Source organism: Microbacterium sp. Y356 (assembly GCF_059445355.1).
Map to the genome: position 1 here is coordinate 142644 of NZ_JCAIUE010000004.1, position 25181 is coordinate 167824.

Annotated in this window: 21 protein-coding genes; 14 read left to right on the plus strand and 7 right to left on the minus strand. The window is 63.7% G+C overall.

The window, feature by feature from the left end; translation table 11 throughout:
* Positions 1-56: 56 nt before the first annotated feature.
* Both lpdA and AC1C2Q_RS17920 read right to left on the minus strand, forming a co-directional pair.
* Positions 57-1430, minus strand: a complete 1374-nt coding sequence (gene lpdA / locus AC1C2Q_RS17915) for a dihydrolipoyl dehydrogenase (RefSeq protein WP_495431648.1) — start codon at positions 1428-1430, stop codon at positions 57-59.
* The gene (locus AC1C2Q_RS17920) at positions 1430-2905 is read right to left on the minus strand and encodes a leucyl aminopeptidase (protein ID WP_495428825.1); all 1476 of its coding nucleotides are present in this window, start codon (positions 2903-2905) and stop codon (positions 1430-1432) included. Before AC1C2Q_RS17920 ends, lpdA begins: the two co-directional genes overlap by 1 nt.
* Before the next feature lie 102 nt (positions 2906-3007).
* Here AC1C2Q_RS17920 and AC1C2Q_RS17925 point away from each other — a divergent pair, with 102 nt between their 5' ends.
* From AC1C2Q_RS17925 to AC1C2Q_RS17935, 3 genes are all read left to right on the plus strand, one after another.
* Entirely contained in the window at positions 3008-3952 is a 945-nt protein-coding gene (locus AC1C2Q_RS17925) for a proteasome assembly chaperone family protein (protein WP_495428826.1), read from the plus strand.
* A 157-nt stretch (positions 3953-4109) separates the two neighbouring features.
* A complete protein-coding gene (locus AC1C2Q_RS17930; protein ID WP_495428828.1) occupies positions 4110-5405 on the plus strand; it encodes an RNA polymerase sigma factor in 1296 nt (431 codons plus the stop codon).
* A complete protein-coding gene (locus tag AC1C2Q_RS17935; protein ID WP_495428829.1) occupies positions 5402-6097 on the plus strand; it encodes a coenzyme F420-0:L-glutamate ligase in 696 nt (231 codons plus the stop codon). Before AC1C2Q_RS17930 ends, AC1C2Q_RS17935 begins: the two co-directional genes overlap by 4 nt.
* Before the next feature lie 62 nt (positions 6098-6159).
* Here AC1C2Q_RS17935 and AC1C2Q_RS17940 read toward each other — a convergent pair whose 3' ends face one another.
* Positions 6160-7176: a sugar-transfer associated ATP-grasp domain-containing protein gene (locus AC1C2Q_RS17940; RefSeq protein ID WP_495451230.1), complete on the minus strand. Its 1017-nt coding sequence runs from the start codon at positions 7174-7176 to the stop codon at positions 6160-6162.
* A gap of 80 nt (positions 7177-7256) precedes the next feature.
* Here AC1C2Q_RS17940 and AC1C2Q_RS17945 point away from each other — a divergent pair, with 80 nt between their 5' ends.
* Together AC1C2Q_RS17945 and AC1C2Q_RS17950 are read left to right on the plus strand one after the other, a co-directional pair.
* Positions 7257-7961: an alanine racemase gene (locus AC1C2Q_RS17945; RefSeq protein WP_495451231.1), complete on the plus strand. Its 705-nt coding sequence runs from the start codon at positions 7257-7259 to the stop codon at positions 7959-7961.
* Positions 7961-9001 carry an alanine racemase gene (locus AC1C2Q_RS17950; RefSeq protein ID WP_495451232.1) on the plus strand — a complete coding sequence of 347 codons (1041 nt, stop codon included), beginning with the start codon at positions 7961-7963 and terminating at the stop codon, positions 8999-9001. Before AC1C2Q_RS17945 ends, AC1C2Q_RS17950 begins: the two co-directional genes overlap by 1 nt.
* An 11-nt stretch (positions 9002-9012) precedes the next feature.
* Here AC1C2Q_RS17950 and AC1C2Q_RS17955 read toward each other — a convergent pair whose 3' ends face one another.
* Positions 9013-9231 carry a DUF7455 domain-containing protein gene (locus tag AC1C2Q_RS17955; RefSeq protein ID WP_495428833.1) on the minus strand — a complete coding sequence of 73 codons (219 nt, stop codon included), beginning with the start codon at positions 9229-9231 and terminating at the stop codon, positions 9013-9015.
* Between the two features lie 177 nt (positions 9232-9408).
* Between AC1C2Q_RS17955 and AC1C2Q_RS17960 the strand changes: the two genes are divergently transcribed.
* Together AC1C2Q_RS17960 and AC1C2Q_RS17965 are read left to right on the plus strand one after the other, a co-directional pair.
* Complete coding sequence (locus tag AC1C2Q_RS17960) at positions 9409-11490, plus strand: DNA gyrase/topoisomerase IV subunit B (RefSeq protein WP_495431649.1); 2082 nt, start codon at positions 9409-9411, stop codon at positions 11488-11490.
* A 107-nt stretch (positions 11491-11597) separates the two neighbouring features.
* Positions 11598-12452 carry an arginase family protein gene (locus AC1C2Q_RS17965; protein ID WP_495428834.1) on the plus strand — a complete coding sequence of 285 codons (855 nt, stop codon included), beginning with the start codon at positions 11598-11600 and terminating at the stop codon, positions 12450-12452.
* A 32-nt stretch (positions 12453-12484) separates the two neighbouring features.
* Here the strand turns inward: AC1C2Q_RS17965 and AC1C2Q_RS17970 are convergent, their stop codons facing one another.
* Positions 12485-14929, minus strand: coding sequence for a DNA gyrase/topoisomerase IV subunit A (locus tag AC1C2Q_RS17970; RefSeq protein ID WP_495428835.1), 2445 nt, complete (start codon positions 14927-14929; stop codon positions 12485-12487).
* A 44-nt stretch (positions 14930-14973) separates the two neighbouring features.
* On the opposite strand from AC1C2Q_RS17970, the gene AC1C2Q_RS17975 reads away from it, so the two are divergent.
* Entirely contained in the window at positions 14974-16101 is a 1128-nt protein-coding gene (locus tag AC1C2Q_RS17975; protein WP_495451233.1) for an alkaline phosphatase family protein, read from the plus strand.
* On the opposite strand, the gene sepH is transcribed toward AC1C2Q_RS17975, so the two are convergent.
* Entirely contained in the window at positions 16102-17157 is a 1056-nt protein-coding gene (gene sepH, locus AC1C2Q_RS17980) for a septation protein SepH (protein ID WP_495428837.1), read from the minus strand. It lies immediately after the preceding gene.
* Positions 17158-17355: 198 nt separating this feature from the next.
* On the opposite strand from sepH, the gene AC1C2Q_RS17985 reads away from it, so the two are divergent.
* Positions 17356-17649, plus strand: a complete 294-nt coding sequence (locus AC1C2Q_RS17985; protein ID WP_495431650.1) for a DUF4193 domain-containing protein — start codon at positions 17356-17358, stop codon at positions 17647-17649.
* Between the two features lie 89 nt (positions 17650-17738).
* On the opposite strand, the gene AC1C2Q_RS17990 is transcribed toward AC1C2Q_RS17985, so the two are convergent.
* Entirely contained in the window at positions 17739-18221 is a 483-nt protein-coding gene (locus tag AC1C2Q_RS17990) for a DUF3093 domain-containing protein (RefSeq protein WP_495428838.1), read from the minus strand.
* A gap of 12 nt (positions 18222-18233) precedes the next feature.
* On the opposite strand from AC1C2Q_RS17990, the gene dut reads away from it, so the two are divergent.
* The 5 genes from dut (at position 18234) to dxs (ending at position 25159) form a co-directional block, all read left to right on the plus strand.
* Positions 18234-18689 (plus strand): dUTP diphosphatase, encoded by a 456-nt coding sequence (gene dut, locus AC1C2Q_RS17995; RefSeq protein ID WP_495428839.1) that lies wholly within the window; start codon positions 18234-18236, stop codon positions 18687-18689.
* A gap of 14 nt (positions 18690-18703) precedes the next feature.
* Positions 18704-19294, plus strand: a complete 591-nt coding sequence (locus tag AC1C2Q_RS18000) for a DUF3710 domain-containing protein (protein WP_495451234.1) — start codon at positions 18704-18706, stop codon at positions 19292-19294.
* A complete protein-coding gene (locus AC1C2Q_RS18005) occupies positions 19291-20085 on the plus strand; it encodes a DUF3159 domain-containing protein (RefSeq protein WP_495451235.1) in 795 nt (264 codons plus the stop codon). Before AC1C2Q_RS18000 ends, AC1C2Q_RS18005 begins: the two co-directional genes overlap by 4 nt.
* Positions 20086-20236: 151 nt before the next feature.
* A complete protein-coding gene (gene acnA, locus AC1C2Q_RS18010) occupies positions 20237-23068 on the plus strand; it encodes an aconitate hydratase AcnA (protein ID WP_495451236.1) in 2832 nt (943 codons plus the stop codon).
* A gap of 150 nt (positions 23069-23218) precedes the next feature.
* Complete coding sequence (gene dxs, locus AC1C2Q_RS18015; protein ID WP_495451237.1) at positions 23219-25159, plus strand: 1-deoxy-D-xylulose-5-phosphate synthase; 1941 nt, start codon at positions 23219-23221, stop codon at positions 25157-25159.
* Positions 25160-25181: the final 22 nt, after the last annotated feature.

The window sequence follows — 25181 nt, forward strand, 5'->3', positions numbered from 1 at the left end:
TCCTTCAAGAATGTTTGTGACGTACTCAGCTTAGTGACCCTGACACCGATTGGTGTTCAGAGGGCGTGCAATGGTTTTCCGGCGAGTGCGAGGAATGCCTCGCCCAAGGCCTCGCTTTGCGTGGGGTGCGCATGAATGAGCGGGGCGAGATCTTCGGGATGTGCTTCCCAGGCGACTGCGAGCTGGCCCTCAGTGATGAGTTCTCCCACACGATCGCCGAGAAGGTGCATACCCACGATAGGCCCGTCCTTCAGCCGGACGACCTTGACGAGGCCGCTTGTGCCGATGATCTCGCTCTTGCCGTTTCCGGCGAGATTGTATTCATAGGATACGACCGCGTCCGCACCGTGCTCCGCGATGGCGGCCTCTTCGGTGACTCCCACCGATGCCACCTCGGGGTTGCAGTAGGTGATCTTGGGGATCTGCGATTCGGGGATCGGCGCGGGCGAGAGCCCGGCAATGCGCTCTGCAACGGCGATTCCCTGCAGGAAGCCGCGGTGCGCCAGTTGGAGTCCAGGAACAATGTCGCCGACGGCCCAGACTCCGGGAACACCGGTGCGAAGCTCTGGGTCGACGGTGACGAATCCTCGATCCAACGTGATTCCGGCATCCTCGAATCCGAGATCTGCGGTGACGGGTCCGCGCCCAACAGCGACGAGTAGGTACTCACCGCTGAAGCTCTGACCGTCTTCGAGAGTGACAGTCACACTGGAGTCATCCTGCGTCGCGGACTGGAAACGCGTGCCGAGGGAGTACTTGATGCCGCGACGTCGGAATGCCCGTTCCAGTCCCTTGCTGAGCGCGATGTCTTCGTTGGGAACCAGATGAGGCAGAGCCTCGATGATGGTGACCTCGGCACCAAAGGAGCGCCACACGCTGGCGAATTCGACTCCGATGACGCCGCCGCCGAGCACGAGAACGCGCTCCGGAACGACATCGAGTGCAAGCGCCTCTTCGCTGGTGAGGACGCGTCCGCCGATGTCCAAACCGGGCAACGAGCGGCTGTACGAGCCTGTGGCGAGCACGACATCGGCGCCCACGTACGTGTCGTCGCCGACGCTCACGCTGCGATCCGCATTCAGTCGGCCGGTGCCGGCGACGGTGGTGATGCCACGCGCCTTGATCAGGCCCTCGAGGCCCTTGAACTTCTTCGCGACGATGTTCTCGCGGTATGCGCGCACACCAGCGGCGTCGACCCCTTCGAACGTCGCCGTGACACCGACAGCTGCCGCGTCACGGACGTGGTCTGCGACCTCGGCAGCGTGCAGCAGAGCCTTCGTCGGGATGCAGCCGCGATGAAGGCAGGTGCCACCGACCTTGTCTTTCTCAATGAGGGCGACGCTCTTGCCGAGTTCGGCTGCCCGCAGGGCGGCGGCGTACCCACCGCTCCCGCCGCCCAGCACGACGATGTCGAAGGTGTGGGTGGTCATCATGCCTCCTTGGCAGTTGCTTCAGCGAATGCAACCAGCGAGCGGACGGTGGCGCCCGTTGCGCCCTTGTCAGTGAAGCCGAACGGTGCGCTGTTGTGCTCAGCGGATCCGGCAACGTCGAGGTGCACCCATGGAATGCGCGGAGCATCTTCTGCATCGCTGGTGCGGCCGATGAAACGCTGCAGGAAGAGGCCTGCGAACAATGAGCCACCGGCACGGTCGCTCATGTTGGCGTTGATCATGTCGGCGATGGGGGAGTCAAGGCTGTCCTCCATGTATTCCGGCAGCGGCAGCGGCCAGGCGAGTTCGCCGGCCGTCTCCGAAGCGGCGAGGTACTTGCTGACGGCAGCGTCATCGCCCATAACGCCGGTGTGCCGGTGGCCGAGTGCCACCAGGATCGCTCCGGTGAGAGTCGCGACATCGAAGATCACGTCGGGTTTGTCGCGGCTGGCCGCTACCAGTCCGTCGGCGAGGACAAGCCTGCCCTCAGCGTCCGTGTTCAGCACCTCGACGGTCGTGCCGTCCAGTACCCGCAGAACGTCGCCGGGGCGCGTCGCCTTCCCGGAGGGCATGTTGTCGGTGATCAGCATCCACGCGGTGACGCGCACCGGCACACGAAGCTCGGCGATCGCACGAAGAGCGGCAAGCACGGTGGCGGAGCCTGCCATGTCGAACTTCATGCCGACCATGCTGGCAGCAGGCTTCAGCGAGAGCCCGCCCGTGTCGAAGGTGATTCCCTTGCCGACCAAGGCAATATGCCGACCAGCATCGGCGGGGGAGTATTCGAGGCGAACGACGCGCGCCGGGCGGTCAGAACCCTGAGCCACACCGAGAACGCCGCCGAATCCCTGCGAGGCAAGAGCCACTTCGTCGAGCACTTCGACGGTGACATCCAGACCGGCGACGGCGTCGACTGCGCTCTGTGCGAGGTCGGCAGGGCTTTGCCACTCGGCAGGTACCGAGACGAGATCCTTGACGAGTGCAAGCGCCTCGCCGAGAATCCGTGCACGGGAGATGTCGTCGTCGGTGATCGTTGCGCTGTGCACGGTGACAGCAGTTGCGCGTGTCTTCCCGGGCTTCGCGCGGTACCCCTCGAACCGGTATCCGCCGAACGCGGCACCTTCAGCGGCCGCTGCCGCGAACTCATCGAGTGGGCCGGCAAGACCGAGCGCGACCTTCTCGAATCCGGTCAGCGTGCGCAGCGCCACGCCAGCAGCATCACGGACAGAGGCGGCGCTTGCCTTACTGCCGGATCCGACTACGGCGAAGGGGAGATCAGTGAGAGAAGGCAGATGAACGCGGGCGAATGCCGAGGTGGCTCCAGTGAAGCCAATTCCGCTCAGTACCTCTGCGAGACCGGGATACGCATCCAAAGCCTGCGGGAACGCGGTGGTGTCCGGAACGACGAGCACTGCTGCGTCGGCAGCGCCCCCGGGAAATGGATCAATTGTGTGCGAGAGCGCAGGAAGCGTCATGCATTCATCCTATGCGCCCTGTCGGTCTGTGCCCCCAGATCTGTTCGCTCTGAGCATCACGTTGCCGCCCCCTCGAGGTTCCTCGGCTCGTAGCATGGATGCATGCCCGTCTCCGGAGAGCTGTACGAACGTGTCGCGAACGTCCCCGCCGTCCCGCAGGGACTTCCACTGGTGATCCTTCTGACTGGATTCACGGATGCAGGCAACGCCGTGTCCGGGCTCATCGACCACCTGCAGGATGTGAGTGACCCGCAGCCCATCGTGATCTTCGACAACGATGTACTTCTTGATTACCGCGCGCGGCGTCCGATCATCGTGTTCGAACAGGACCACCTGACCGAGTTCCGGCCTGCGCGGCTCGAACTGTCTTTGGCGCACGACACTCTGGGTCAGCAGTTCCTGCTGCTCTCTGGGTATGAGCCGGACTTCGCGTGGAATGCGTTTACGCAGACGATCCTCGATCTTGCCGAGGAACTCAGTGTGTCCGGCGTCAGCTGGGTGCACTCGATCGCGATGCCGGTTCCGCACACTCGACCGATCAGCACGACGGTCAGCGGCAATCGCAAAGAGTTGACCGCGAGCCTTTCCGTCTGGCGCCCGCGTACGCAGGTACCCGCCACGGCAGGGCATCTGCTTGAGTACCGCTTCGCAGAGCGCGGCGACCGAGTGGTCGGCTTCGTGCTGCTCGTATCGCATTACCTGGCAGAGACCGAGAACCCCGATGCTGTCATCGCTGCCGCTGACCGTGTGATGAGCGCGACCGGTATCGTGCTTGCTCTCGACGACTTGCGGGAGAGCCGTGAGGAGTACCTCGGCAAGGTGAACGATCAAGTCGCGAACAATGACGAGTTGCGCCAGATGGTTAGTACACTCGAGAACCGTTACGACGCCTATATGGCCGGGCGCAACCCTGATGATCTGGACCGCTTCGACGAAGGCGGGTTTGATGAACGGGATCTGCCGAGCGCAGATGAACTGGCTGCAGAACTTGAACGCTATCTGGCCACGCGCCCACCGGGCGACGACGATAAACGTTCACGTTCCTGATCTCAGGTTGTTCGATGCATCGGTCTGCCCATTCGTGTGACATACTGGTTGTCTGACCCGTTGTCAATCATTTGCCGCAAGGCTGATGACTTGACAAGGGTCTTACTAGTGTCCGAAATGTCCCGGGGCGGGCACGCTGCCCCGTGAAAGGCGAAACGTGACTCCTGCCGCGACCAAAAACTCCCGGACGACCAAGACCGTAGCCGAGGGCGAAGCTGTCGAGCCTGCTGCTGTCGAACCCGAACAGACCCCCGCTGCTGCGAAGAAGCCTGCTGCGAAGAAGGCTCCCGCCGCAAAGGCTCCTGCAGCAGCGAAGGCTCCTGCCGCGAAGAAGCCGGTGGCGAAGAAGGCCCCCGTCAAGCGCAAGAAGGCCGATGACCTCGTCGAAGATGATGCCGTTGATGCGGATGCCGTCGCCGACGATGCGGATGAAGACGACAAGAAGCCTGTCTTCAGCGAGCCGCTGCCGACCGGCGCCATCGTTCTCACATCCAAGGATGAAGACGACGTCCCCGTCTACTCGACGCAGATCACCGGTGCTACAGCTGACCCGGTCAAGGACTACCTGAAGCAGATCGGCAAGGTCGCGCTGCTGAACGCGGCCGAAGAAGTCGAACTCGCGATGCGTATCGAAGCCGGTCTGTTCGCCGAAGAGAAGCTTTCGGACATGACCGACGCCGAGAAGACCGGCCAGCTTGGTCTGGATCTGCAGTGGGTCGCACGTGACGGTCAGCGCGCGAAGAGCCACCTGCTCGGCGCGAACCTCCGCCTCGTGGTCTCGCTCGCCAAGCGCTACACCGGACGAGGCATGCAGTTCCTCGACTTGATCCAGGAGGGCAACCTCGGCCTGATCCGTGCGGTCGAGAAGTTCGACTACACCAAGGGCTTCAAGTTCTCCACGTACGCCACCTGGTGGATCCGTCAGGCGATCACCCGCGCGATGGCTGACCAGGCGCGCACCATCCGCATCCCGGTGCACATGGTCGAGGTCATCAACAAGCTCGCCCGCGTGCAGCGACAGATGCTGCAGGATCTCGGTCGTGAACCTACTCCGGAAGAGCTCAGTCGTGAGCTCGACATGACGCCGGAGAAGGTCGTCGAGGTGCAGAAGTACGGGCGCGAGCCCATCTCGCTGCACACGCCTCTCGGTGAAGACGGTGACAGCGAGTTCGGTGACCTCATCGAGGACACCGAGGCTGTCGTGCCTGCTGACGCAGTGGGCTTCACCATGCTTCAGCGTCAGCTCGAGCAGCTGCTTGACTCGCTATCCGAGCGTGAAGCCGGCGTGATCCGCATGCGCTTCGGCCTCGGTGACGGTCAGCCGAAGACGCTCGACCAGATCGGTGACACCTTCGGCGTGACGCGCGAGCGCATCCGTCAGATCGAGTCGAAGACGATGGCGAAGCTTCGTCACCCGAGCCGCTCGCAGTCGCTGCGCGACTACCTCGAATGAGCCAGGCGAACGACGGCAAGGCGCTCGAGACGAGCGTCGATGGTAAGAAGTACGCGCGCATCCCGCTGCGTACGCGCGTCGTCATGCCCGATGACAATCTCGACGAGATCATCACGGAGTACGCAGCTGCCGCAGTGCAACCAGGCGACCTGCTCTTCGTCACCGAGAAGATCGTCGCGATCACGCAGGGCCGGTCCTTTCGGCTCGATGAGATCAAGCCCCGCAAGCTCGCACTGTTTCTGTCTAAGTACGTCACTCGCACGCCGTACGGCATCGGTCTGGGCATGCCAGAGACGATGGAGATGGCTCTGCGAGAGTGCGGTACACCGCGCATCCTTTTCGCGGCTGCCGTCTCGGCGGTGACCAAGGCATTCGGTCGTAAGGGCGACTTCTATCGCATCGCCGGTGACAAAGCCCGTGCGATCGACGGCCCAACTAAGCACACCATCCCGCCGTACAACGAGGCGGTCGTGCTGGGACCGAACGATCCGGATGGCGTCGCTTTGCACGTGAAGAAGCTCATCGGCGGCACTGCGGATGTCGCCGTCGTCGACATCAACGATCTCGGCGGCAACATCCTCGGTTCAACTCTTGACAAGGCTGGCGAACAGCGCCTCGTCAAGGTGCTCGGTGACAATCCACTGGGGCAGGGACGCGAATCGACGCCTCTCGGTATCGTGCGCGAAGTCTGACGCCAGCTTTTATACGAAGAAACCCCGGATGCTGAGCATCCGGGGTTTTTCGTCGAGTCCGGTCAGAACCCGATGACCTGCTGGTATCGAGGCTTGTGCCCGGTACGAATGCCGGTGACGCTGGGCTTGTTCTCGTAGACGCCTGCACCCCAGTTGCCCTCGACGAGTACTGGACCATCGGGGGAGACCACGATGTCCCAGCCGACGTACTGGATCTGAGGCACGACGCGGGCGACCTCGTCGACGAATGCGCGCACCTTGTCCATGTGCGGTAGCTGGAACTCCGCAATCGGGAAACCGGAGTCAGGGTGTGTCTCGTACACGTGGCCGTGTGAGTCGTAACCGGCGCTCACGGCGTGGCCGTTCTCGTCGAGCATCGTGTAGAAGCCACCGAAGGTCATCTGGTCGCTCACCTCACCACGGCCGAACTTCTGTGCCATGGCCAGAATGTGTGTCTTCTCACCATCAAAGAAGGCGGTGATGCGCGTCGTGTTGACCGTGCCGGGGCAGACAGCCGCGAGGTCTTCGTGCTGACGGATCACTTCTTCGATCAGTAGTTCACCGCGAGTGAGGAGACCACGGTGGAATGCCTCCCAGTCCTCGACGTCCGCTGCGTGATAGCGGTGCACACCGGTTCCGGCCTGTCCCACAGGCTCTTTGGTGACGATGGTGCCGAGGCGTTCCGTGAACTCGCGGACCTCGTCGGCATTGCCCTCTTCCACGATGATCCACTCGCGATGCAGGTGTGTAGAGAAATGCTTGTCGAACTCGACCTTGTCCTGGAAGATCCAACGAAAGTCGGGGTGGTCATATTTCTGCGAGAGTTCGTTCGATACCGGGTGTGTCATGAAGGTGGCGCGCTCGGCGCGCGTCAACATCGCGAAGTCGTAGTCGATGTAGTCCTGGAAGCCCACATTGCGGCGTGCAGCAGACCACAACATGTCGATGACGATCCCCGGCACAGGCTTGTGATGCTGCGCTGATGCTTCCTTTGCGCGCTCTACCACCGAACCTACGTCGATGCGCCGGGCGCGAGCGATCAGGTAACGGACGCGGGGCGCGAGGGACAGACGTGACATGGGGCTCCGGAGGTTGGGGACTAGACCAGTCTACGTGGGGTGCACCAGAGAAGCCGGTGGGCGAAGCTAGTGTGGAGGGCGTGGGTGAGAAGACTTCCAGCTCGGCGATACGGGCACTGATTTCACGCTCGGCGCTGGCGGATGCCGCGGCTGCGGCTGTCGCAGCCGGCGGACACATCGCGGATCTGCGCGGTGATGCTTACGGACACGGCGTGCTGTCGGTCGCGCGTGCAGTCACGGCCGCCGGTGCACAGTCTGTCACCGTGGATTCCGAAGACGAGGTGAGACTTCTGATTCGAGAAGGCATTGCCGCGACGGCGTCAGAAGCCCCCGACATCGACGCTCGGCTGCTCTATGGCATCCCGGATGCTGCAGGCCAGTTGGTGTCGCGACCGGTGCTGCGCCTCACCGGACGTGCCCTCTCGACGAAGTCTCTGCGTGCAGGCGATGCCGTCTCCTACGGATACACCTATCGCGCGCCATCCGACCGCAGCGTGGCACTGGTGACGGGTGGGTATGCGCAGGGGATCGTGCGCGCATTGGGAAACAGGACGCGGGTGGAGATCGACGGCGTACTGCGCCCCATAATCGGCCGCGTCGCGATGGATGTGTGTGTTGTCGATCTGGATGGCGTGAGCGCTGTCCCTGGCAGCGAGATCACGTTCTTCGGCGGATCAGGGCCCGCGGCTAACCAACTGGCCGAATGGGCCGCCGTGACGGGAATGACAGCCGCTGAGTTGCTGTGCGTCGCCGCGAAGCACGCCGTTCGAGGAGAAGAGGACTGATGCGACCGACTCTTCACATCTCTCGCGCTCAGTTTCTGAGGAATCTCGATGCTGTGCGCTCTCGTGTGGCTCCGTCTGCCGTCATGCTCGTCATGAAGGACGACGCGTACGGACACGGCATCGAATGGGCTGTGCACGCAGCAATCGACGCTGGCGTCGAGTGGTACGGGTCCTATGACGTGCGCACAGGCGTGCGTATCCGCGAAGCACTTGGCGACCACACAGGTCGTGTATTCGCCTGGGCGACGTCGACGGCGGAAGAAGTCGAAGCAGCGGTGCACGCAGAGATCGACCTTGGAGTCGGCACCGAGGAATACCTGCGGCTCGTGATCGCGACGGCCGAGCGTATCGGCATCCGTGCCCGCGTGCATCTCAAGATTGACACCGGCCTTCATCGCAGTGGCATCCGTCCGGAAGACTGGGCGCGTGCTGCGGTCCTGTCGCGCGAGGCAGAGCTGAGCGGCGCGTTGGCAGTTGTGGGCGTCTGGAGCCACCTCGCGGAGGCGAGCGATGATGAGGACGATGAGGCGCAGGCGATCTTCCTCGAGGCAGTGGCTACCGTGCGTGCGACGGGTTCGGCACCGGAGGCGCTTCACCTCACTGCCTCGGCCGCGTCCTGGTGGCGGCCCGAGCTGCGCGGCTCACTGTCGCGGATTGGTGCCTTCTGCTACGGCATCCGCTCTGCTGAGGGCGCTGAACTCGACGGCATCCGCCCGATCAGTGCTCTCAGCGCGCACGTGCAGGAAATCTACGACGAGCATGTGGTCATCGGAATCGGCGCCTTCGACGGGCTGCCGTCAACGCTGAGCGGCATTCACGTAGGCACACCAGCGGGTAGCAGAGAGTTGCGAAGGATCGGCCAGACAACCTCGACGGTCGCCACCTGGCCGGGGGCATCGCTCGGGGACGAAGTGTGGGTGCTCGGACCCGGCGAACACGGGGAGCAGTCTGCGACGACGCTCGCTGAGCGCATTGATACCGTCGGGGAAGAAATAATCACCCGCCTCACCTCACGGGTGCGACGGGCGATTGAGAACTGAGAAGTGGACTGTCAGACGGCTTCGGCGAGACGCGCGGTCTCGTCGTGCCAAGAGGTCGCGATGCTCCGAAGCTTCTCTTCGTACTTGCGGCCGTGGTGGGCGCAGAAGAGCAGCTCGGAACCGTTTACCTCGGCTGCGATGTAGGCCTGTGCACCGCAAGAGTCGCAACGGTCGATCGCGCTCAGACGGTACTCGACAGTGGAGGTCTCACGTTCGGTTGTAGCGTTCATCTCGGTGCCTCCTCGGGTATCGGCTTCCAGTTGGAATGTGCTCAATACAACCACGAACCGCTGTGAGTCATGCCCGGATCGCGGCGTGTTTCGCTCACCGCGTACCCGCAGGCTCAGGCATGCCTGCTATGGGGAGTGTCTGCGGACCTGCTGGGCGTGTCGAGAATAGAATTGGTGATTGTGACCTCCGAGTATTCCGCCCATCATCTTCAGGTTCTTGAAGGGCTCGAAGCGGTGCGCAAGCGCCCCGGCATGTACATCGGGTCGAACGGCTCTCCAGGGCTCATGCACTGCCTCTGGGAAGTCATCGACAACTCGGTGGACGAAGCTGTCGCAGGCAACGGCGATCGCATCGACATCATTCTGCACTCCGACGGCAGCGTCGAGGTCCACGACCACGGTCGTGGTATCCCGGTCGACATCGAGCCACGAACCGGCCTCACCGGTGTCGAAGTCGTATTCACCAAGCTGCACGCTGGTGGAAAGTTCGGTGGCGGCTCGTATGCAGCATCCGGCGGTCTGCACGGTGTCGGCGCCTCAGTCGTGAACGCTCTTTCGGAGCGACTTGACGTCGAGGTCGATCGCGGCGGCAAGACCTATGGCATGTCGTTTCATCGGGGCGAGCCTGGGTTCTTCACCGACAGCGGAGAGAAGCGACCTGACGCGCCGTTCTCCCCATTCGAGAAGAGCAGCGAGCTGCAGGTCATCGGCAAGACCAAACGCGGCGTGACCGGCACCAGAGTGCGTTATTGGGCAGATCGCCAGATCTTCACCAAGGATGCTGCTTTTCAGCTCGCAGAGCTCGAGACCCGCGCACGCCAGACGGCATTCCTGGTACCGGGACTCGAACTCGTCATTCGCGATGAGCGCAGCGAAGAGAAGTTGGAGACGTCTTACCGCTACGAGGGTGGCATTTCGGAATTCGTCGAGTTTCTGGCCGCCGATGCCCCTGTCACCGACACGTGGCGCATCCAGGGCACGGGTTCTTTCAAGGAGACCGTCCCGGTGTTGCAGGCGAACGGCCATATGGTCTCGCAGGAGGTCGAGCGCGACTGCCGCGTCGACATCGCGATGCGCTGGGGTACCGGCTACGAGACGGCGACCCGTTCTTTCGTGAACATCATCGCCACGCCCAAGGGCGGCACGCACCAGCAGGGTTTCGAGCAGGAACTGCTCAAGGTGCTGCGCGCGCAGGTAGACCAGAACTCACGTCGTCTGAAGGTCGGTAACGACAAGCTCGAAAAAGACGATGTGCTGGCGGGACTGACCGCGGTATTGACCGTCGAGGTGCCTGAACCGCAGTTCGAGGGGCAGACCAAGGAAGTGCTCGGCACCCCGGCCGTGCGCCAGATCGTCGCGCAGATCCTTCGCAAGGAACTCGGCGACCGTTTCACCTCGACCAAACGAGACGACAAGAACCAGGCGAGCCAGTTGCTCGACAAAGTCGTCTCCGAGATGAAGGCTCGGGTCTCAGCACGCGCTCACAAGGAGACGCAGCGTCGCAAGAATGCGCTGGAGTCTTCGTCGCTGCCCGCGAAGCTCGTCGACTGCCGCTCGAACGACGTCTCACGCAGTGAGCTCTTCATCGTCGAGGGTGACTCAGCGCTCGGGACCGCCCGCCGTGCGCGCGACAGTGAGATTCAGGCACTCCTGCCGATCCGCGGCAAGATCCTGAACGTGCAGCGCGCATCCATCGCCGACATGCTCTCGAATGCTGAGTGCGCAGCGATCATTCAGGTGATCGGTGCGGGCTCAGGCCGCAGCTTCGACATCGATGCCGCGCGCTACGGCAAGGTGATCCTGATGAGCGACGCCGACGTCGACGGCGCGCACATCCGCACGCTGCTGCTCACGCTGTTCTTCCGTTATATGCGGCCGCTGATCGAGGCTGGCCGCGTCTTCGCCGCTGTGCCGCCGCTGCATCGCGTGATCGTGATGAACCCCGGGTCTAAGCCGAACGAGACCCTCTACACGTACAGCGAGCAGGAACTGCACGCGCTGCTGGCGAAGCTCCGCAAGACCAACAAACGCTGGCACGAGCCGATCCAGCGCTACAAGGGTCTCGGTGAGATGGATGCTGATCAGCTGGCGAACACCACGATGGAGAAGTCCGGACGCCTGCTGCGTCGAGTGCGCATGGAGGATGCCGAGGCAGCCGGACGTGTATTCGAACTGCTGATGGGTAACGAGGTCGCGCCGCGGCGTGAGTTCATCATCGACTCGTCAGATCAGCTGTCGCGCGAGGCGATCGACGCGTGACGACGAGTCGGCGCGCGGGAGATAAAGACACAGGGGACACTGCCCCCGTCATCGCACTGATCTCCGCCCCGTCGAATCTCGGTCTCAGACCCCCACAGCCTGGTGCGGTGCCCGGCACAGCGAAGGCGCCAGAGGCGCTGCGAGAGGCGGGCCTGTACGAGGCGCTGCTCGCGCGCGGAGCTGTCGACTGGGGTGTCGTGCTGCCCGGTCGCTACGTCGACGACGCCGCACGCCGCGCCCCGGGCACCGTGCGCAATCAGGGTGCGATCATCTACCACGCCCGACTCCTGGCCCACCGCATCGTCGAGGCGCGCAGCGCGGGCTACGCGCCGCTCGTGCTCGGCGGAGACTGCAGTCTGCTCATCGCTGCCGGAATGGCGTCCAAGGTGAGCGGTGGTGGCGGGCTCGTGCACGTCGATGGTCACACCGACTTCCGCCATCCGGGTAACAGCGACCTCTACGGAAGTCTCGCTGGAGAAGATCTCGCGGCCGCCATCGGACATCATCTTCCGGAGATCGCCGATATCGATGGTCTCGGACCGTACTTCGAGGCTGAGGCGACGGCTCACGTCGGCTGCCGCCGTGAGGATGAGTACGTCGCCGAACTGTCGACGCTGATCGGTGTCACGATTCCGGCCGATCGGGTGATCCTGCATGGCGGGGTGCGCGCAGCGGCACAGGTCATCGCCGTGCCCGGCCTGGAACGCGGCTTCTGGCTGCAGGTCGATGTGGATGTGCTCGATCCTGAGCACATGCCGGCCGTCGACAGCCCGGATCCCGGGGGGCTTGCGCCGGACGAGCTCATCGCTCTGCTCAGTGGTCTCGCTCCACGCGCCTGGGGCGCGTCCGTCACGGTATTTGATCCAGATCTGGACCCGGAGGGAGCATACGCCGAGACCGTCGCGCGGATCATCGAAGAGGGCCTCGGCGATCTCGGGACGGACGCGGTCGAGAGCGACTGATTCCGACCGGTCGGTGCGGCTCGCACCTGAGGTCAGATGACTGGTCGGCCGATCGAGCCGATCACGCCGTCGATCAGCTGACCCGAGGCGTCACGCTTCGCGGGGATCTCCGGAAGCTTGCGCACCGCACCGTCGCTGCCGACGGCGTATGCAGGTTCTGGGCCGACCCACGCGGCGGTGAGGCGGTCTTCGCCCTTGAGGAACGCGTGCGCACGGACACCGCCGGTCGCACGACCCTTGGCAGGGAATTCCGCGAACGCTGAAACTTTCGCCCTACCGGCATCCGTTCCGGCGATCACGCCGTCGGTGCCGGAGACGGTGGCGACGGTGACCTCTTCGGACGCGATCACGACGCCGAAGAACAACACCGATGCGCCAGATGCGAGCTTGACACCCGCCATGCCGCCTGCCGGAGCGCCCTGCGGGCGCACTGTGGAGGCGGGGTAATGCAGCAGCTGGGCATCCGTCGTGAGGAAGACGACGTTGGACTCATCCGGGGCGGACGCCGCACCAACCAGGCTGTCGCCGGCCTTGAGACCGATGATCTCCTGCTCTGACCGCACAGGCAGCGCCGACACAACGATGCGCTTGACGGTTCCCTGCGCCGTGCCGAGCGCGACAGGAATGTCAGAGGCGAGGTCGACGAGCGCGAGCACCTTCTCGGAACGGGACGTGATGCCAAGGTAGTCCCGCAGCGGGGCGCCGGCGCCAAGTTGAACCGACGTCACAGGAACGGAGGGCAGATCGACAGGGGAGAAGCGCAGCAGACGACCGGTGCTTGTGATCGCACCGACCTCGCCGCGAACCGTCGCCGACACCGTCGAGAGGATGGCATCATGCTTACTGCGGCGCACGGGGCGGCTTAGCTCCTGACCCTCTGTCGCATCCACGCGCACTGCGCGACCTGTTGTGGACAGCGCGATCGTGGTCGGCGCATCCGCAATCTGCAGGTCGACCTCACCTGGCTTCACCCGGCGCGGAGTCGCAGGCTTCGCATTCATCAGCAGAGTGCGCCGAGGCGTGCCATATGCCTCGGCCGCGGCATCCAGTTCCTTCGCTACCTGACCCCGCAGCAGCACCGGGCTGCCCAGCAGTTCACGCAGCTGTGCGATCTCCGCAAGCAGCGCATCACGCTCAGTCTCAAGCTCGACACGGGAGAACTTCGTGAGACGCCGCAGACGCAACTCAAGAATGTACTCGGCCTGGGCTTCAGAGAGATCGAAAACCGACCGAAGTCTCGAGCGAGCCTGCTCAGAGTCGTCGGACGATCGGATGACCTGGATGACCTCGTCGATGTCGAGGATGGCGATGAGGAGGCCCTCAACAAGGTGCAGGCGCTCCTCGCGGCGAGTGAGCCGATAGCGGCTGCGCCTGGTGATGACCTCGAGGCGGTGGCCGACGTAGACGCTCAGCAGCTCCTTGAGCCCGAGGGTGCGAGGCTGACCCTCGACGAGGGCGACATTGTTGATGCTGAACGAATCTTCCAACGGTGTGAGCCGATAGAGCTGCTCGAGCACCGCATTCGGGTCGAACCCGGTTTTGATGCCGATCGCCACACGAAGTCCGTGCTGGCGGTCGGTGAGATCGTGGACATCACTGATGCCCTGCAGCTTCTTCGCCTGAACCGCATCACGGATCTTCTCGATCAGTCGCTCCGGGCCGATCATGTACGGCAATTCGGTGACGATGATTCCGGTGCGTCGAGGTCCGATGGACTCGACCGAGATCTTGCCACGCACCTTGAACGCGCCGCGACCGTTCGTGTAGGCATCCTTGATGCCGTCCAGGCCCATGATGATGCCCCCGGAAGGGAAGTCGGGGCCAGGCACGAATTCCATGAGCTCGTCGAGCGAAGCATCCGGATTCTCGAGCAGATGAATTGCCGCAGCGACGACCTCGACGAGGTTGTGCGGAGCCATGTTGGTGGCCATGCCCACGGCGATGCCGCTGGCACCGTTGACAAGCAGGTTGGGGAAGGCCGCCGGAAGCACGGACGGCTGCTGGAACTGGCCGTCGTAGTTCGGCACGAAATCAACGACGTCCTCGTCGAGATTCTCGGTCAGAGCCAGGGCTGAGGGAGCGAGGCGAGCTTCGGTGTAACGGGAGGCCGCGGGGCCGTCATCCAGAGAACCGAAGTTTCCATGTCCATCCACCAGCGGAACGCGCAGCGCGAAGTCCTGTGACAAGCGCACAAGGGCGTCGTAGATCGCGGAGTCACCGTGCGGGTGGAGCTTTCCCATCACTTCGCCCACGACGCGCGCGCTCTTCACATGCCCGCGCTCCGGGCGTAGGCCCATCTCGGCCATCTGATAGAGGATGCGGCGCTGCACGGGCTTGAGCCCGTCACGGGCATCGGGGAGCGCGCGAGAATAGATCACCGAGTAGGCATACTCGAGGAATGATCCTTGCATCTCGCTGGACAGATCGATGTCCTGGATGCGCTCCTCGACGGGCTCGGTTGATTCGGTGCGGGGCATGAACTTCCTGGGGACGATGCTGGGCCTGTGAAAGACTGGCTCGGATGTCACTCATTCTACCGACCACGCCACCCTCCGCTCGGATCCTGAGCGGGGTGGCGGGTGACCTGATCGCTGCGCTGGAGGGCTCAGGTGGGCCGCTGGCAGCTGCCAGATCGGTCGTACTGGTCGTTGTGGACGGGTTGGGCGCAATTCAACTGCGGGGGCACGCCGGGCACGCCAGGCATCTCACGGCCGGGTTGGGGAAGAAAGACGTCGCCTACTCTGTCTTCCCGACGACAACGGCAGCTGCGCTCACGAGCACACTCACTGGCGCTGATCCCGGCGCTCACGGGCTGGTCGGATATCAGGTACTCGATCGCTCGCGCGACGTTTTGGTCAACCAGCTCTCCGGATGGGAGAGCGACGGCATCGACCCACTTGTCTGGCAGCCGGTGCCCACCGTGTTCGAGCGGGCGTCGGCAGCAGGTCACGCCACCTATGCGATCGGCGTCGCAGCCTACGCACGCAGCGGGTTCACCAAGGCGACGCTGCGTGGCGCTGAGTTCGTGGCAGCAAAGACCCCGGCCGAGCGGGTATCTATCGCATATCAGCTGGCCTCAGACACGCCGGGAGCGCTCGTCTACTGTTATCTACCGGAAGTCGACAAGGCCGGACACAGGTACGGCGTGGACTCCGCCGAGTGGATTGCTGCGCTGGAGGAGATCGACGGTGCGCTGGCGCTGACGGTTCCACGGCAGGTCGGCGTGCTCATTACCGCCGATCACGGCATGATCGATGTTCCCTCGCACCGACAGGTGGTGCTGGAAGACGGTGATCCGCGTTTCGCCGGCATCCGCCACATCGGGGGAGAACCGCGCATGCTCCACATCTACCTGGATGCGGATGCCGATGCCGACGCCGTACTCAGCTGCTGGCGGCGCGAGAGCGAAGGGGATGCCGACGTCCTCAGCCTCGCAGAAGCGGAGGCAGCCGGACTCTTCGGCCCAGTGGTCACTCCCGATGCCAGGTCGCGTATCGGTGACCTGCTCGTGATCGCACGAGGAAATCGGGCGTTTTACGACGGCACGGCGGCTGATCAGCGGGCGCGCGAGATGATCGGACAACACGGCGCGTGGACGGCCGAGGAACGCCAGGTGCCATACATCAAGCGTGGTGCCTTCGCCAGCTGATCAGTCGTCAGTGCGCGCGCCGAACACGATTTCATCCCACGACGGCATCGCGTTGCGGCGTCGTCGACGGCCAGCAGTCTCGGGGGCGGGCTCCTGCGGGGCAGATGCCGCTTCTGGCGCGTCGTCGCGGGCGTCGGAGTCCTGCTCGAAGGCATCAAACAGTGCGATCGGGTTGGAGTTCTTCGTGTGCTCTACGGGCTCGGAGTCCTCGTCGTCGAGCAACGGGGCATTCTCACGCTGACCGCGGCGGCGACGCAGCGCCTCGAGTAGATCGGCAGTGTCGGCGCTGGTCGTCGACTGGTCAGGAGCGCGCTTGATGGCGGCCTGTTGTGCAGCGGCATTCGAACGCTCCGGCGCCGCTTCTTCGATGTCCGCGTCGGGAACGGGCAGAAGCCTTGGTCCGAATGCGCCGGAGTCGAATCGGCTTTCGTCCTTGTACGGCGATTCGACACGCTCGCTGTCGACGGCACGAAGGCGGGGAATCAGACCTTCGGGTAACGAGCCTTGGCGAGACAGCTGCGTGGCATCCGCGTTCTGCGGCGACAGCGAACTCCGGCGCGGGTCGAAGTTCCAGCGAGCGTCATGCGCCACCTCGTTGGCTGTGAACTCCAGCTTCACGATCCAGCCGGACTCGTCTTTCCAACTTGCCCAACGCTCATCGGACGCGTCGAGCTGTGCGAGCTTCGCTCGAATCGCCACGCCGAAGGTGGGTTGTGCGTCAGGCTCGACTTCGCTGCCGATGAGAACGGGAACAGCGAGTGCCTGGCCGATCACGTGTTCACGTTCCGCGAGCACGGGTCCTTCGAATCGCACGACGTCGTCGAGTCCGACGCCGAGAAGCTCGGCGACCTCGGCTGCGGTGAGCCCGGATCGGATGTGAGTCTGGATCTCACGAGGGCTCGCGGCAAGACGCGGCGACTCCTGGGTGCCGCGCCCGCGGGCGCGGCGGATCTCGCGCTGCAGTACGTCATCGATGGCGAGCGTGAATCGCTCACCAGAACCGGTGGCGAGGATCAGCAAGTCGTCTTCGGTACCGACGATTGTGACGTTTTCCATACGAATGCCCCTCTGGATGGGTGTTATTTGATGGTGTCACGGGAGTGGTGCCGGGGCCGGGAATACCCTGGGCGCGCCGTCAGTTTGATCCGTCATGCGTCGCTGCATTTGCATAATGCTTCCGTATCGTGCAAACTATGCCCGCCACTACCCGATGGCACACCGCCCACTAGCACCATGAAAGTGGAGATCTACCGCATGGCAACCGACTACGACGCCCCCAGAAAGAGCGAAGACGACTCCGAGTCGATCGAAGCCCTGAAGGAGCGTGTGCCGGACAAACTGTCTGGCACAACCGGCGATGAGGACTCTGACAACCCGTCGAGTTTCGACCTTCCGGGTGCAGACCTCTCCGACCTTGACCTTGATGTCGTCGTGCTGCCAGCGCAGCAGGACGAGTTCACCTGCATGAGCTGCTTCCTCGTGAAGCATCGCTCACAGCTTGATCACGACGGCCCAGATGGTCTGATCTGCAAGGAGTGCGCTGCCTGACAGCAGTCGCCACACGTTCACGCGCCCCAGCCATATGGCTTGGGGCGCGTTGTCGTATCCGGTGGGCTCTGGTTCGGGCCGGTGCGGGTTCAGGCTGGTGCGGATGCCTCGGCTTGAGCGTCGCGAATCGCCGCCGCAAGACGGTCCGGTGTGCGCGTGGAGATCGACCAGTGCGTGGCCGGGTCATTCGGATCGATGTTCGAGGCGACGATGATCCCGTCGATGCCGCCCCTGATCAAGTGCCAACCGCGCGCAGGAAGCACCGAGCCTCGTGCCGCTCGCGCATCATCCCCGGTGAGGGCTGTCACCGGGCCGAGCCAGCGCGCATCGATGTGCGCTCGACCGGCACGAACCACAGTGCCGTCGACGCGAACCGTCGGCGATCCGGCGATGAGCGCCGTGATCAGCAGCACAGCAGCAGCGATCCCGATGAGAAGAGCGGGAAGAGACCCTAGCGGCGTGAACGTCAGCGTGACCATCGGGGCAGCGACTGCCGCGGTCACGAGCAGCCACAGACTCGGCGAGAGACGCTCGCGGTAGCGGACACGTGTGTCAGGGGTGGGGTTCTGCATTAGCCTCTTGGGGTGAGCGATTCCGTTGATCTTCCCATTATCGCGTCTGTGATGCCGCATTACGCCCACCCGGGTGATGCCGGCGCCGATCTGGTGTCGGCCGAGGCCGTGCGCCTCGAGCCCGGCGAGCGCGCGCTCATCCCCACCGGGGTGCGAATCGCGCTGCCAGACGGATACCTGGCTTTCGTCGTGCCGCGCAGTGGTCTCGCGGCCAAGCACGGCATCACGATCGTGAACTCGCCGGGGACTGTGGATGCCGGTTACCGCGGCGAGATCAAGGTGAGTCTGCTCAATACAGACAGTTCGAGCGCGTACGATGTGGCGGTCGGGGACCGGATCGCCCAGCTGATCATCATGCCGGTGACCCGTGCGAACTTCATTCCGGTCGAGGAACTTCCGGACAGTGCGCGTGGTGCGGCCGGATTCGGCTCCACCGGGTATCAGGTGCCTACACAGGCAGCCGACTAGGCAGGAATTTACAAATGACTGAAGAGATCACCCAGCCGTCGTCGAAGTCGGCGCCTGCGAACCGCGCCACCGAGGGCCCGTTCGATGAGAGCGAGGCGAACCCGATCCGCCCGTACATCGACTTGGGCGGGATCAAGATCCTCCCGCGCGAGGGACTGAACCTGCGCCTCGAAGTTGAGGAGCAGACCAAGCGCATCGTCGCTGTCGGGCTTGACTACGAGGATTCCTCACTTCAGGTCCAACCGTTCGCTGCGCCGCGGACGCTCGGCCTCTGGCACGAGACGCGCATGCAGTTGGTCGACCAGGTTCGCCAGCAGGGTGGGCGCGTCGAAGAGCGCGATGGTCCGCTCGGTCAAGAGCTGCTCGCCGAGGTTCCCGGTCCGGCATCGGAAGGTTCGACGCTGCGTCTGGCGCGTTTCGTGGGAGTGGACGGACCGCGCTGGTTCTTGCGCGGCGTCATCGGCGGGGCCGCCGCATCCGACCCGGAGGCCGCGGCAAAGGTTGAAGATCTGTTCCGCTCGATCGTCGTGGTTCGCGGTAGCTCGCCGATGCCGCCGCGGGATCTCATTCCGCTGAAGATGCCCGCCACGCCTGGTTCCGCGTGAGTACTCCTGACGGATCCGCCGCACCTGGCTCGCAAGACCCGAACGACGAGCAAGACCCGAACGACGAGCAAGACCCGAACGACGAGCAGGACCCAACGGCATCCGATCTCGTCGGTGCGGCCATCGGCTCAGCTGCGCGCCGGGCAGGGCTCGATCCCGAGAAGGATGCGCCGGCGGGCCAGGTCGTGTGGCAGGTCATCGGCGGCTGGCGCGGCGTTGCAGAATCGGTTTTGCCGGTGCTCACCTTCATCATCACGTTCACGACAACGCAGAACCTGGTGCTTGCACTTGCGCTCTCTGTCGGGGCAGCGGCAGTATTCACGCTGATCCGCCTGTTCACCAAGTCGCCACCGGTCGCCGCACTGTCGGGGCTTGTCGCCGCGGTCGTCGCCGCTGGTCTTCCGCTGTTCACCGGGCGCGCCGAGGACCAGTTCGTAATCGGCTTCATCACCAACATCGCCTACGGATCCGCGCTATTGATCTCGGCATTCGTACGGTGGCCGCTGATCGGTGTCGTGGTGGGCTTTCTCGTGGGTGAAGGGCTTCAGTGGCGAAGCGATCGTCGCAAGCGCCGCACTTTCTTCTGGCTGACCGTCGCTTGGGCATTGCTCTTCTTCGCACGCCTCACGGTGCAGTTGCCGTTCTATTTCGCCGGAGACGTCGTCACACTCGGTACGGTGAAGATCATCATGGGCATCCCGCTCTTCGCCGTAGTTCTGGCGGCAACTTGGATTCTTTCGCGCAGGCTTTACCCGCGCGAGTCGCGCCAGGAGCAGCCGCCCGCTCCGTGATAGATTTATCTTGACATCAAGATAAATTGTACGCTTTCGCTTCGGCGCGATGCGGCGCACACTGTTAGGTGTGCCTTGCTAGCAGCCAGCGCTACAGGCGAGCAAGATGGATTCGCCTATCGCTTCCATCAGACAAGAAGGAGACGGATTCGTGTCCACGGTAAATAGCTTCGGTGCCAAGAGCACCCTGACAGTCGGCAGTACCGATTACGAGATCTTCAGAGTTGACACGGTTCCGGGCTTCGAGAAGCTCCCGTTCAGCCTGAAGGTTCTCCTCGAGAACCTTCTTCGCACCGAAGACGGTGCAAACGTGACGAAGTCGCAGATCGAGGCGCTCGGCGCGTGGGATGCCGCGGCAGAGCCCAGCACCGAGATCCAGTTCTCGCCGGCCCGCGTGGTCATGCAGGACTTCACCGGTGTGCCCTGCATCGTTGACCTCGCCACCATGCGCGAGGCAGTGACCGCTCTGGGTGGCGACCCGAACAAGATCAACCCGCTCTCGCCGGCTGAGATGGTCATCGACCACTCCGTCATCGCCGATCTGTTCGGCAGCGAGAACGCACTCGAGCGCAACGTCGAGATCGAGTACGAGCGCAACGGTGAGCGGTACCAGTTCCTTCGTTGGGGCCAGACCGCGTTCAACGACTTCAAGGTCGTTCCTCCGGGAACCGGCATCGTGCACCAGGTGAACATTGAGCACCTCGCCAAGGTCATCTACGACCGCACCAACGGCGGCGTTCTCCAGGCGTACCCCGACACCTGCGTTGGCACCGACTCGCACACCACCATGGTCAACGGCCTTGGCGTGCTGGGCTGGGGCGTCGGCGGTATCGAGGCAGAGGCCGCGATGCTCGGCCAGCCCGTGTCGATGCTCATCCCTCGCGTTGTCGGCTTCAAGCTGAACGGCGAGATCCCGGCCGGGGTCACCGCGACAGACGTTGTTCTCACGATCACCGAGTTGCTGCGCAAGCACGGCGTTGTCGGTAAGTTCGTCGAGTTCTACGGTGCCGGCGTCGCTTCTGTGCCACTCGCGAACCGCGCCACGATCGGCAACATGAGCCCCGAGTTCGGGTCCACCGCGGCAATGTTCCCCATCGACGATGTGACGCTGGACTACCTGCGTCTCACCGGTCGTGACGAGCAGGCTGTCGCCCTCGTGGAGGCATACGCCAAGGAGCAGAAGCTCTGGCACGACCCTGACAGTGAAATCATCTTCAGCGAGTACCTGGAACTCGACCTCGGCACGGTTGTTCCGTCGATCGCCGGTCCCAAGCGCCCGCAGGACCGCATTCTGCTCTCGGAAGCCAAGTCGCAGTTCGAGAAGGACATCGTCAACTACGCCGAGCCGTGTACCTCGGACTCGATCGTTGACCTCGACTCGAAGCACTCGTTCCCCGCATCCGACCCGGGGGCAGTCCCCGGTGAGGAAGACACTGACACTCGTCTGGTGCACATCTCCAGCGGTGTGAACGGCTCTTCGAAGCCGGTTCCGGTGACGACGCCTTCCGGGGAGAAATACATCCTCGACCACGGTGCGGTGACGTTGGCCGCCATCACGTCGTGCACGAACACTTCGAACCCATCGGTGATGATCGCGGCAGGTCTCCTCGCACGCAAGGCGCGCGAGCGCGGTCTGAAGCAGAAGCCGTGGGTCAAGACCACGCTCGGCCCGGGTTCCAAGGTCGTCACCGACTACTACGAGAAGTCGGGTCTCGACAAGGATCTCGAAGGCCTTGGCTTCTACACCGTCGGCTACGGCTGCACGATCTGCATCGGTAACTCCGGTCCGCTGATCGAAGAGGTCTCGGCTGCCATCAACGAAAATGACCTCGCTGTCACCGCGGTGCTCTCGGGCAACCGCAACTTCGAAGGTCGTATCAGCCCCGATGTGAAGATGAACTACCTCGCATCGCCGCCGCTGGTGGTCGCGTACGCACTGGCCGGTTCCATGCACTTCGACTTCGACGTCGACGCGCTGGGAACTGACACCGACGGCAACGACGTGTTCCTCAAGGACATCTGGCCCGCACCCGACGAGGTGCAGGCGATTGTCGATTCGTCGATCTCGCGCGAACAGTTCATCAAGCAGTACGCCACTGTCTTCGACGGTGACGAGCGCTGGACGAGCCTGCCGACGCCGACCGGTCCGATCTTCGAGTGGGATGAGAACTCCACGTACGTGCGCAAGGCGCCGTACTTCGACGGCATGTCGATGGAACTGACGCCCGTCTCTGACATCCAGGGCGCACGTGTCATGGCGACGCTGGGTGACTCGGTCACGACCGACCACATCAGCCCCGCCGGAAACATCAAGTCCGGCACGCCCGCGGCGAAGTACCTCGAGGAGCACGGAGTCCGCCAGAAGGACTTCAACTCCTTCGGATCGCGTCGTGGAAACCACGAGATCATGATTCGCGGCACGTTCGCGAACATCCGCCTGAAGAACCAGCTGGTCCGCGCCGTCAACGACGGTGCAGAGGTCGAGGGTGGCTTCACCCGCGACTTCACGCAGCCGGATGCGCCGCAGACATTCATCTACGACGCCAGCCAGAACTACCAGGCTGCCGGTACACCGCTGGTCATCTTCGGCGGCAAGGAGTACGGCTCCGGCTCGTCGCGCGACTGGGCAGCCAAGGGCACGAGTCTGCTGGGCGTCAAGGCGGTCATCACCGAAAGCTTCGAGCGTATTCACCGCTCGAACCTGATCGGCATGGGCGTCGTCCCGCTGCAGTTCCCGGCAGGCGAGAGCTGGGAGACGCTGGGTCTCGATGGCACGGAGATCGTCTCGATCTCAGGCATCGAAGAGCTCAACAACGGCACCACTCCGAAGACCGTGCATGTCACGGCCACGCCGAGCGAGCACTCGGCTGAGGGCAAGCAGACTGTGGAGTTCGACGCGGTCGTCCGCATCGATACCCCCGGTGAGGCTGACTACTACCGCAACGGCGGCATTCTGCAGTACGTGCTGCGTTCGCTGGTCTGATCCACTCTGATCACGTGAGGGCCCGGATGCTTCGGCATCCGGGCCCTTTGCGGTTCATACTCGGGGTATTCCCCGGACTCGGCGGTAGGATCGGGAGGGTCGTCGTCCGTATCCGATGAGACGATCGGCGCAGATGCTCAGGAGGTGTTGATGCCCATTCTTCCCGGCATCACGGGTCCGCGGGACCTCGACGGGCTGAGTACGACTCAGCTGAATGCGTTGGCAGCGGAGGTGCGCTCCTTTCTCGTAGAGAACGTCTCGCGCACAGGTGGGCATCTCGGTCCGAACCTCGGCGTCGTTGAACTCACAATCGCTTTGCACCGGGTGTTCGAGTCGCCGAACGACCCGATCATTTTCGATACCGGGCACCAGTCCTATGTGCACAAGCTGCTCACCGGACGTCAAGATTTTTCAGAGCTGCGCGTGCGTGGCGGCCTGGCAGGCTACCCGCAGCGCAGTGAGAGCCCCCACGACGTCGTGGAGTCCTCGCATGCCTCCAGCTCGCTGAGCTGGGCTGATGGAATCTCTCGGGCGCTGACGGCCACTGGGCGTGCTGATCGCCACGTCGTTGCAGTGGTCGGCGATGGTGCGCTCACCGGGGGAATGACCTGGGAAGCACTCAACAACATCTCCGACGACAATGACCGAAATCTCGTCATCGTCGTCAACGACAACGGCCGCTCCTACGCGCCGACGATCGGCGGAATGTCGCGGTATCTGAACCGTGTGCGCACCGCTGGCGCGTACAAAGACCTGCATCACCGCTCCGATCGACTCTTCCGCGCATTCGGGCCTGTCGGACGCGCGATGTTCCGTGGGCTCCGCGGTGGGACGCACGGATTCCTCTCGCGCTTCACGAACAACGAGGCGCTGTATTCCAACCTCGACATCAAGTACCTCGGCCCCGTTGACGGTCACGATCTGCCCGCGCTCATCGAGACACTCGAGCTCGCGAAGTCATACGGCGCACCGGTGATCGTTCACACGATTACGGAGAAGGGTCGCGGGTACCAGCCGGCGCTGGATGACGAAGCGGATCAGTTCCATGCCGTCAACCGCATGGATCCGGTGACCGGCGAGCCACTCAGCAGCAGCGGGATCGGCTGGACCGACGTGTTCGCTGATGCACTCGTCGGCGTGGGCGAGCGTGATCCCAAGATCATCGCCATGACCGCAGCCATGCTGCGCCCGACCGGTCTCGCACCGTTCGCCGAGCGTTTCCCCGACCGGGTCTACGACGTCGGGATCGCTGAGCAGCATGCCGTGGCTTCAGCCGCTGGGCTCGCCTTCGGCGGTCTGCACCCCGTCGTGGCGATGTACGCCACGTTCATGGGGCGCGCATTCGATCAGGTGCTCATGGATGTCGCGCTGCACAAGGCTGGCGTGACCTTCGTGCTGGATCGTGCGGGTGTGACCGGTCCTGACGGGCCGAGCCACCACGGCATGTGGGACCTCGCGATGCTGCAGATCGTGCCGCACATCCGCATCGCTGCGCCGCGTGATGGCACGCGATTGAAGGAAGCGCTGGACGAAGCGGTTGCCGTCGACGATGCGCCGACCGTGATTCGCTTCCCGAAGGGGTCGGTCGCAGAAGATCTGCCCGCGATCGAGCGTCTCGATGACGGCGTCGACGTGCTCTCAAGGGGCGAGAGCGAGGACGTACTGATCGTTGCCATCGGTCCGTTCGCTTCGATGGCGATGGATGTTGCCCAACGCTTGCGCGCGCAGGGCATCGGCGCCACCGTGATCGACCCGCGGTGGGCGATCCCGGTCCGGGAGTCTGTCGTCGAGCTCGCCGCCCGCCATCGCCTCGTCATCACCCTGGAGGATGGCATCCGCGTCGGCGGAATCGGAACGCGCGTGCGACAGGTGCTTCGAGAAGCAGGAATCGACACGGCGGTCGATGAACTGGGCCTTCCGGACGAGTTCATCGATCACGCATCCCGTGACCAGATTCTGGCGGATGCCGGACTCACGGCCTCCAAGATTGCGCAGGATGTCGTCGCCCAGGTACTCGGCACTCGCATCCCAGTAGCCCGCAACGCGGGGGAGACCGGCGCGATTGACCTGCCGCTGCACGATCGGCGCTGAGCGCGCCCAGACGAGCTCACCT

Coding starts and splice junctions, on each gene's coding strand:
- AC1C2Q_RS17920 (WP_495428825.1), bottom strand. CDS start 2,905: ATGACGCTTCCTGCGCTCTCGCACACAATTGATCCATTTCCCGGGGGC.
- AC1C2Q_RS17975 (WP_495451233.1), top strand. CDS start 14,974: ATGTCACTCATTCTACCGACCACGCCACCCTCCGCTCGGATCCTGAGC.
- dxs (WP_495451237.1), top strand. CDS start 23,219: ATGCCCATTCTTCCCGGCATCACGGGTCCGCGGGACCTCGACGGGCTG.
- AC1C2Q_RS17935 (WP_495428829.1), top strand. CDS start 5,402: ATGAGCCAGGCGAACGACGGCAAGGCGCTCGAGACGAGCGTCGATGGT.
- AC1C2Q_RS17955 (WP_495428833.1), bottom strand. CDS start 9,231: ATGAACGCTACAACCGAACGTGAGACCTCCACTGTCGAGTACCGTCTG.
- AC1C2Q_RS18000 (WP_495451234.1), top strand. CDS start 18,704: ATGACTGAAGAGATCACCCAGCCGTCGTCGAAGTCGGCGCCTGCGAAC.
- lpdA (WP_495431648.1), bottom strand. CDS start 1,430: ATGACCACCCACACCTTCGACATCGTCGTGCTGGGCGGCGGGAGCGGT.
- AC1C2Q_RS17990 (WP_495428838.1), bottom strand. CDS start 18,221: ATGCAGAACCCCACCCCTGACACACGTGTCCGCTACCGCGAGCGTCTC.
- AC1C2Q_RS17940 (WP_495451230.1), bottom strand. CDS start 7,176: ATGTCACGTCTGTCCCTCGCGCCCCGCGTCCGTTACCTGATCGCTCGC.
- AC1C2Q_RS17950 (WP_495451232.1), top strand. CDS start 7,961: ATGCGACCGACTCTTCACATCTCTCGCGCTCAGTTTCTGAGGAATCTC.
- sepH (WP_495428837.1), bottom strand. CDS start 17,157: ATGGAAAACGTCACAATCGTCGGTACCGAAGACGACTTGCTGATCCTC.
- AC1C2Q_RS17970 (WP_495428835.1), bottom strand. CDS start 14,929: ATGCCCCGCACCGAATCAACCGAGCCCGTCGAGGAGCGCATCCAGGAC.
- AC1C2Q_RS17925 (WP_495428826.1), top strand. CDS start 3,008: ATGCCCGTCTCCGGAGAGCTGTACGAACGTGTCGCGAACGTCCCCGCC.
- AC1C2Q_RS17985 (WP_495431650.1), top strand. CDS start 17,356: ATGGCAACCGACTACGACGCCCCCAGAAAGAGCGAAGACGACTCCGAG.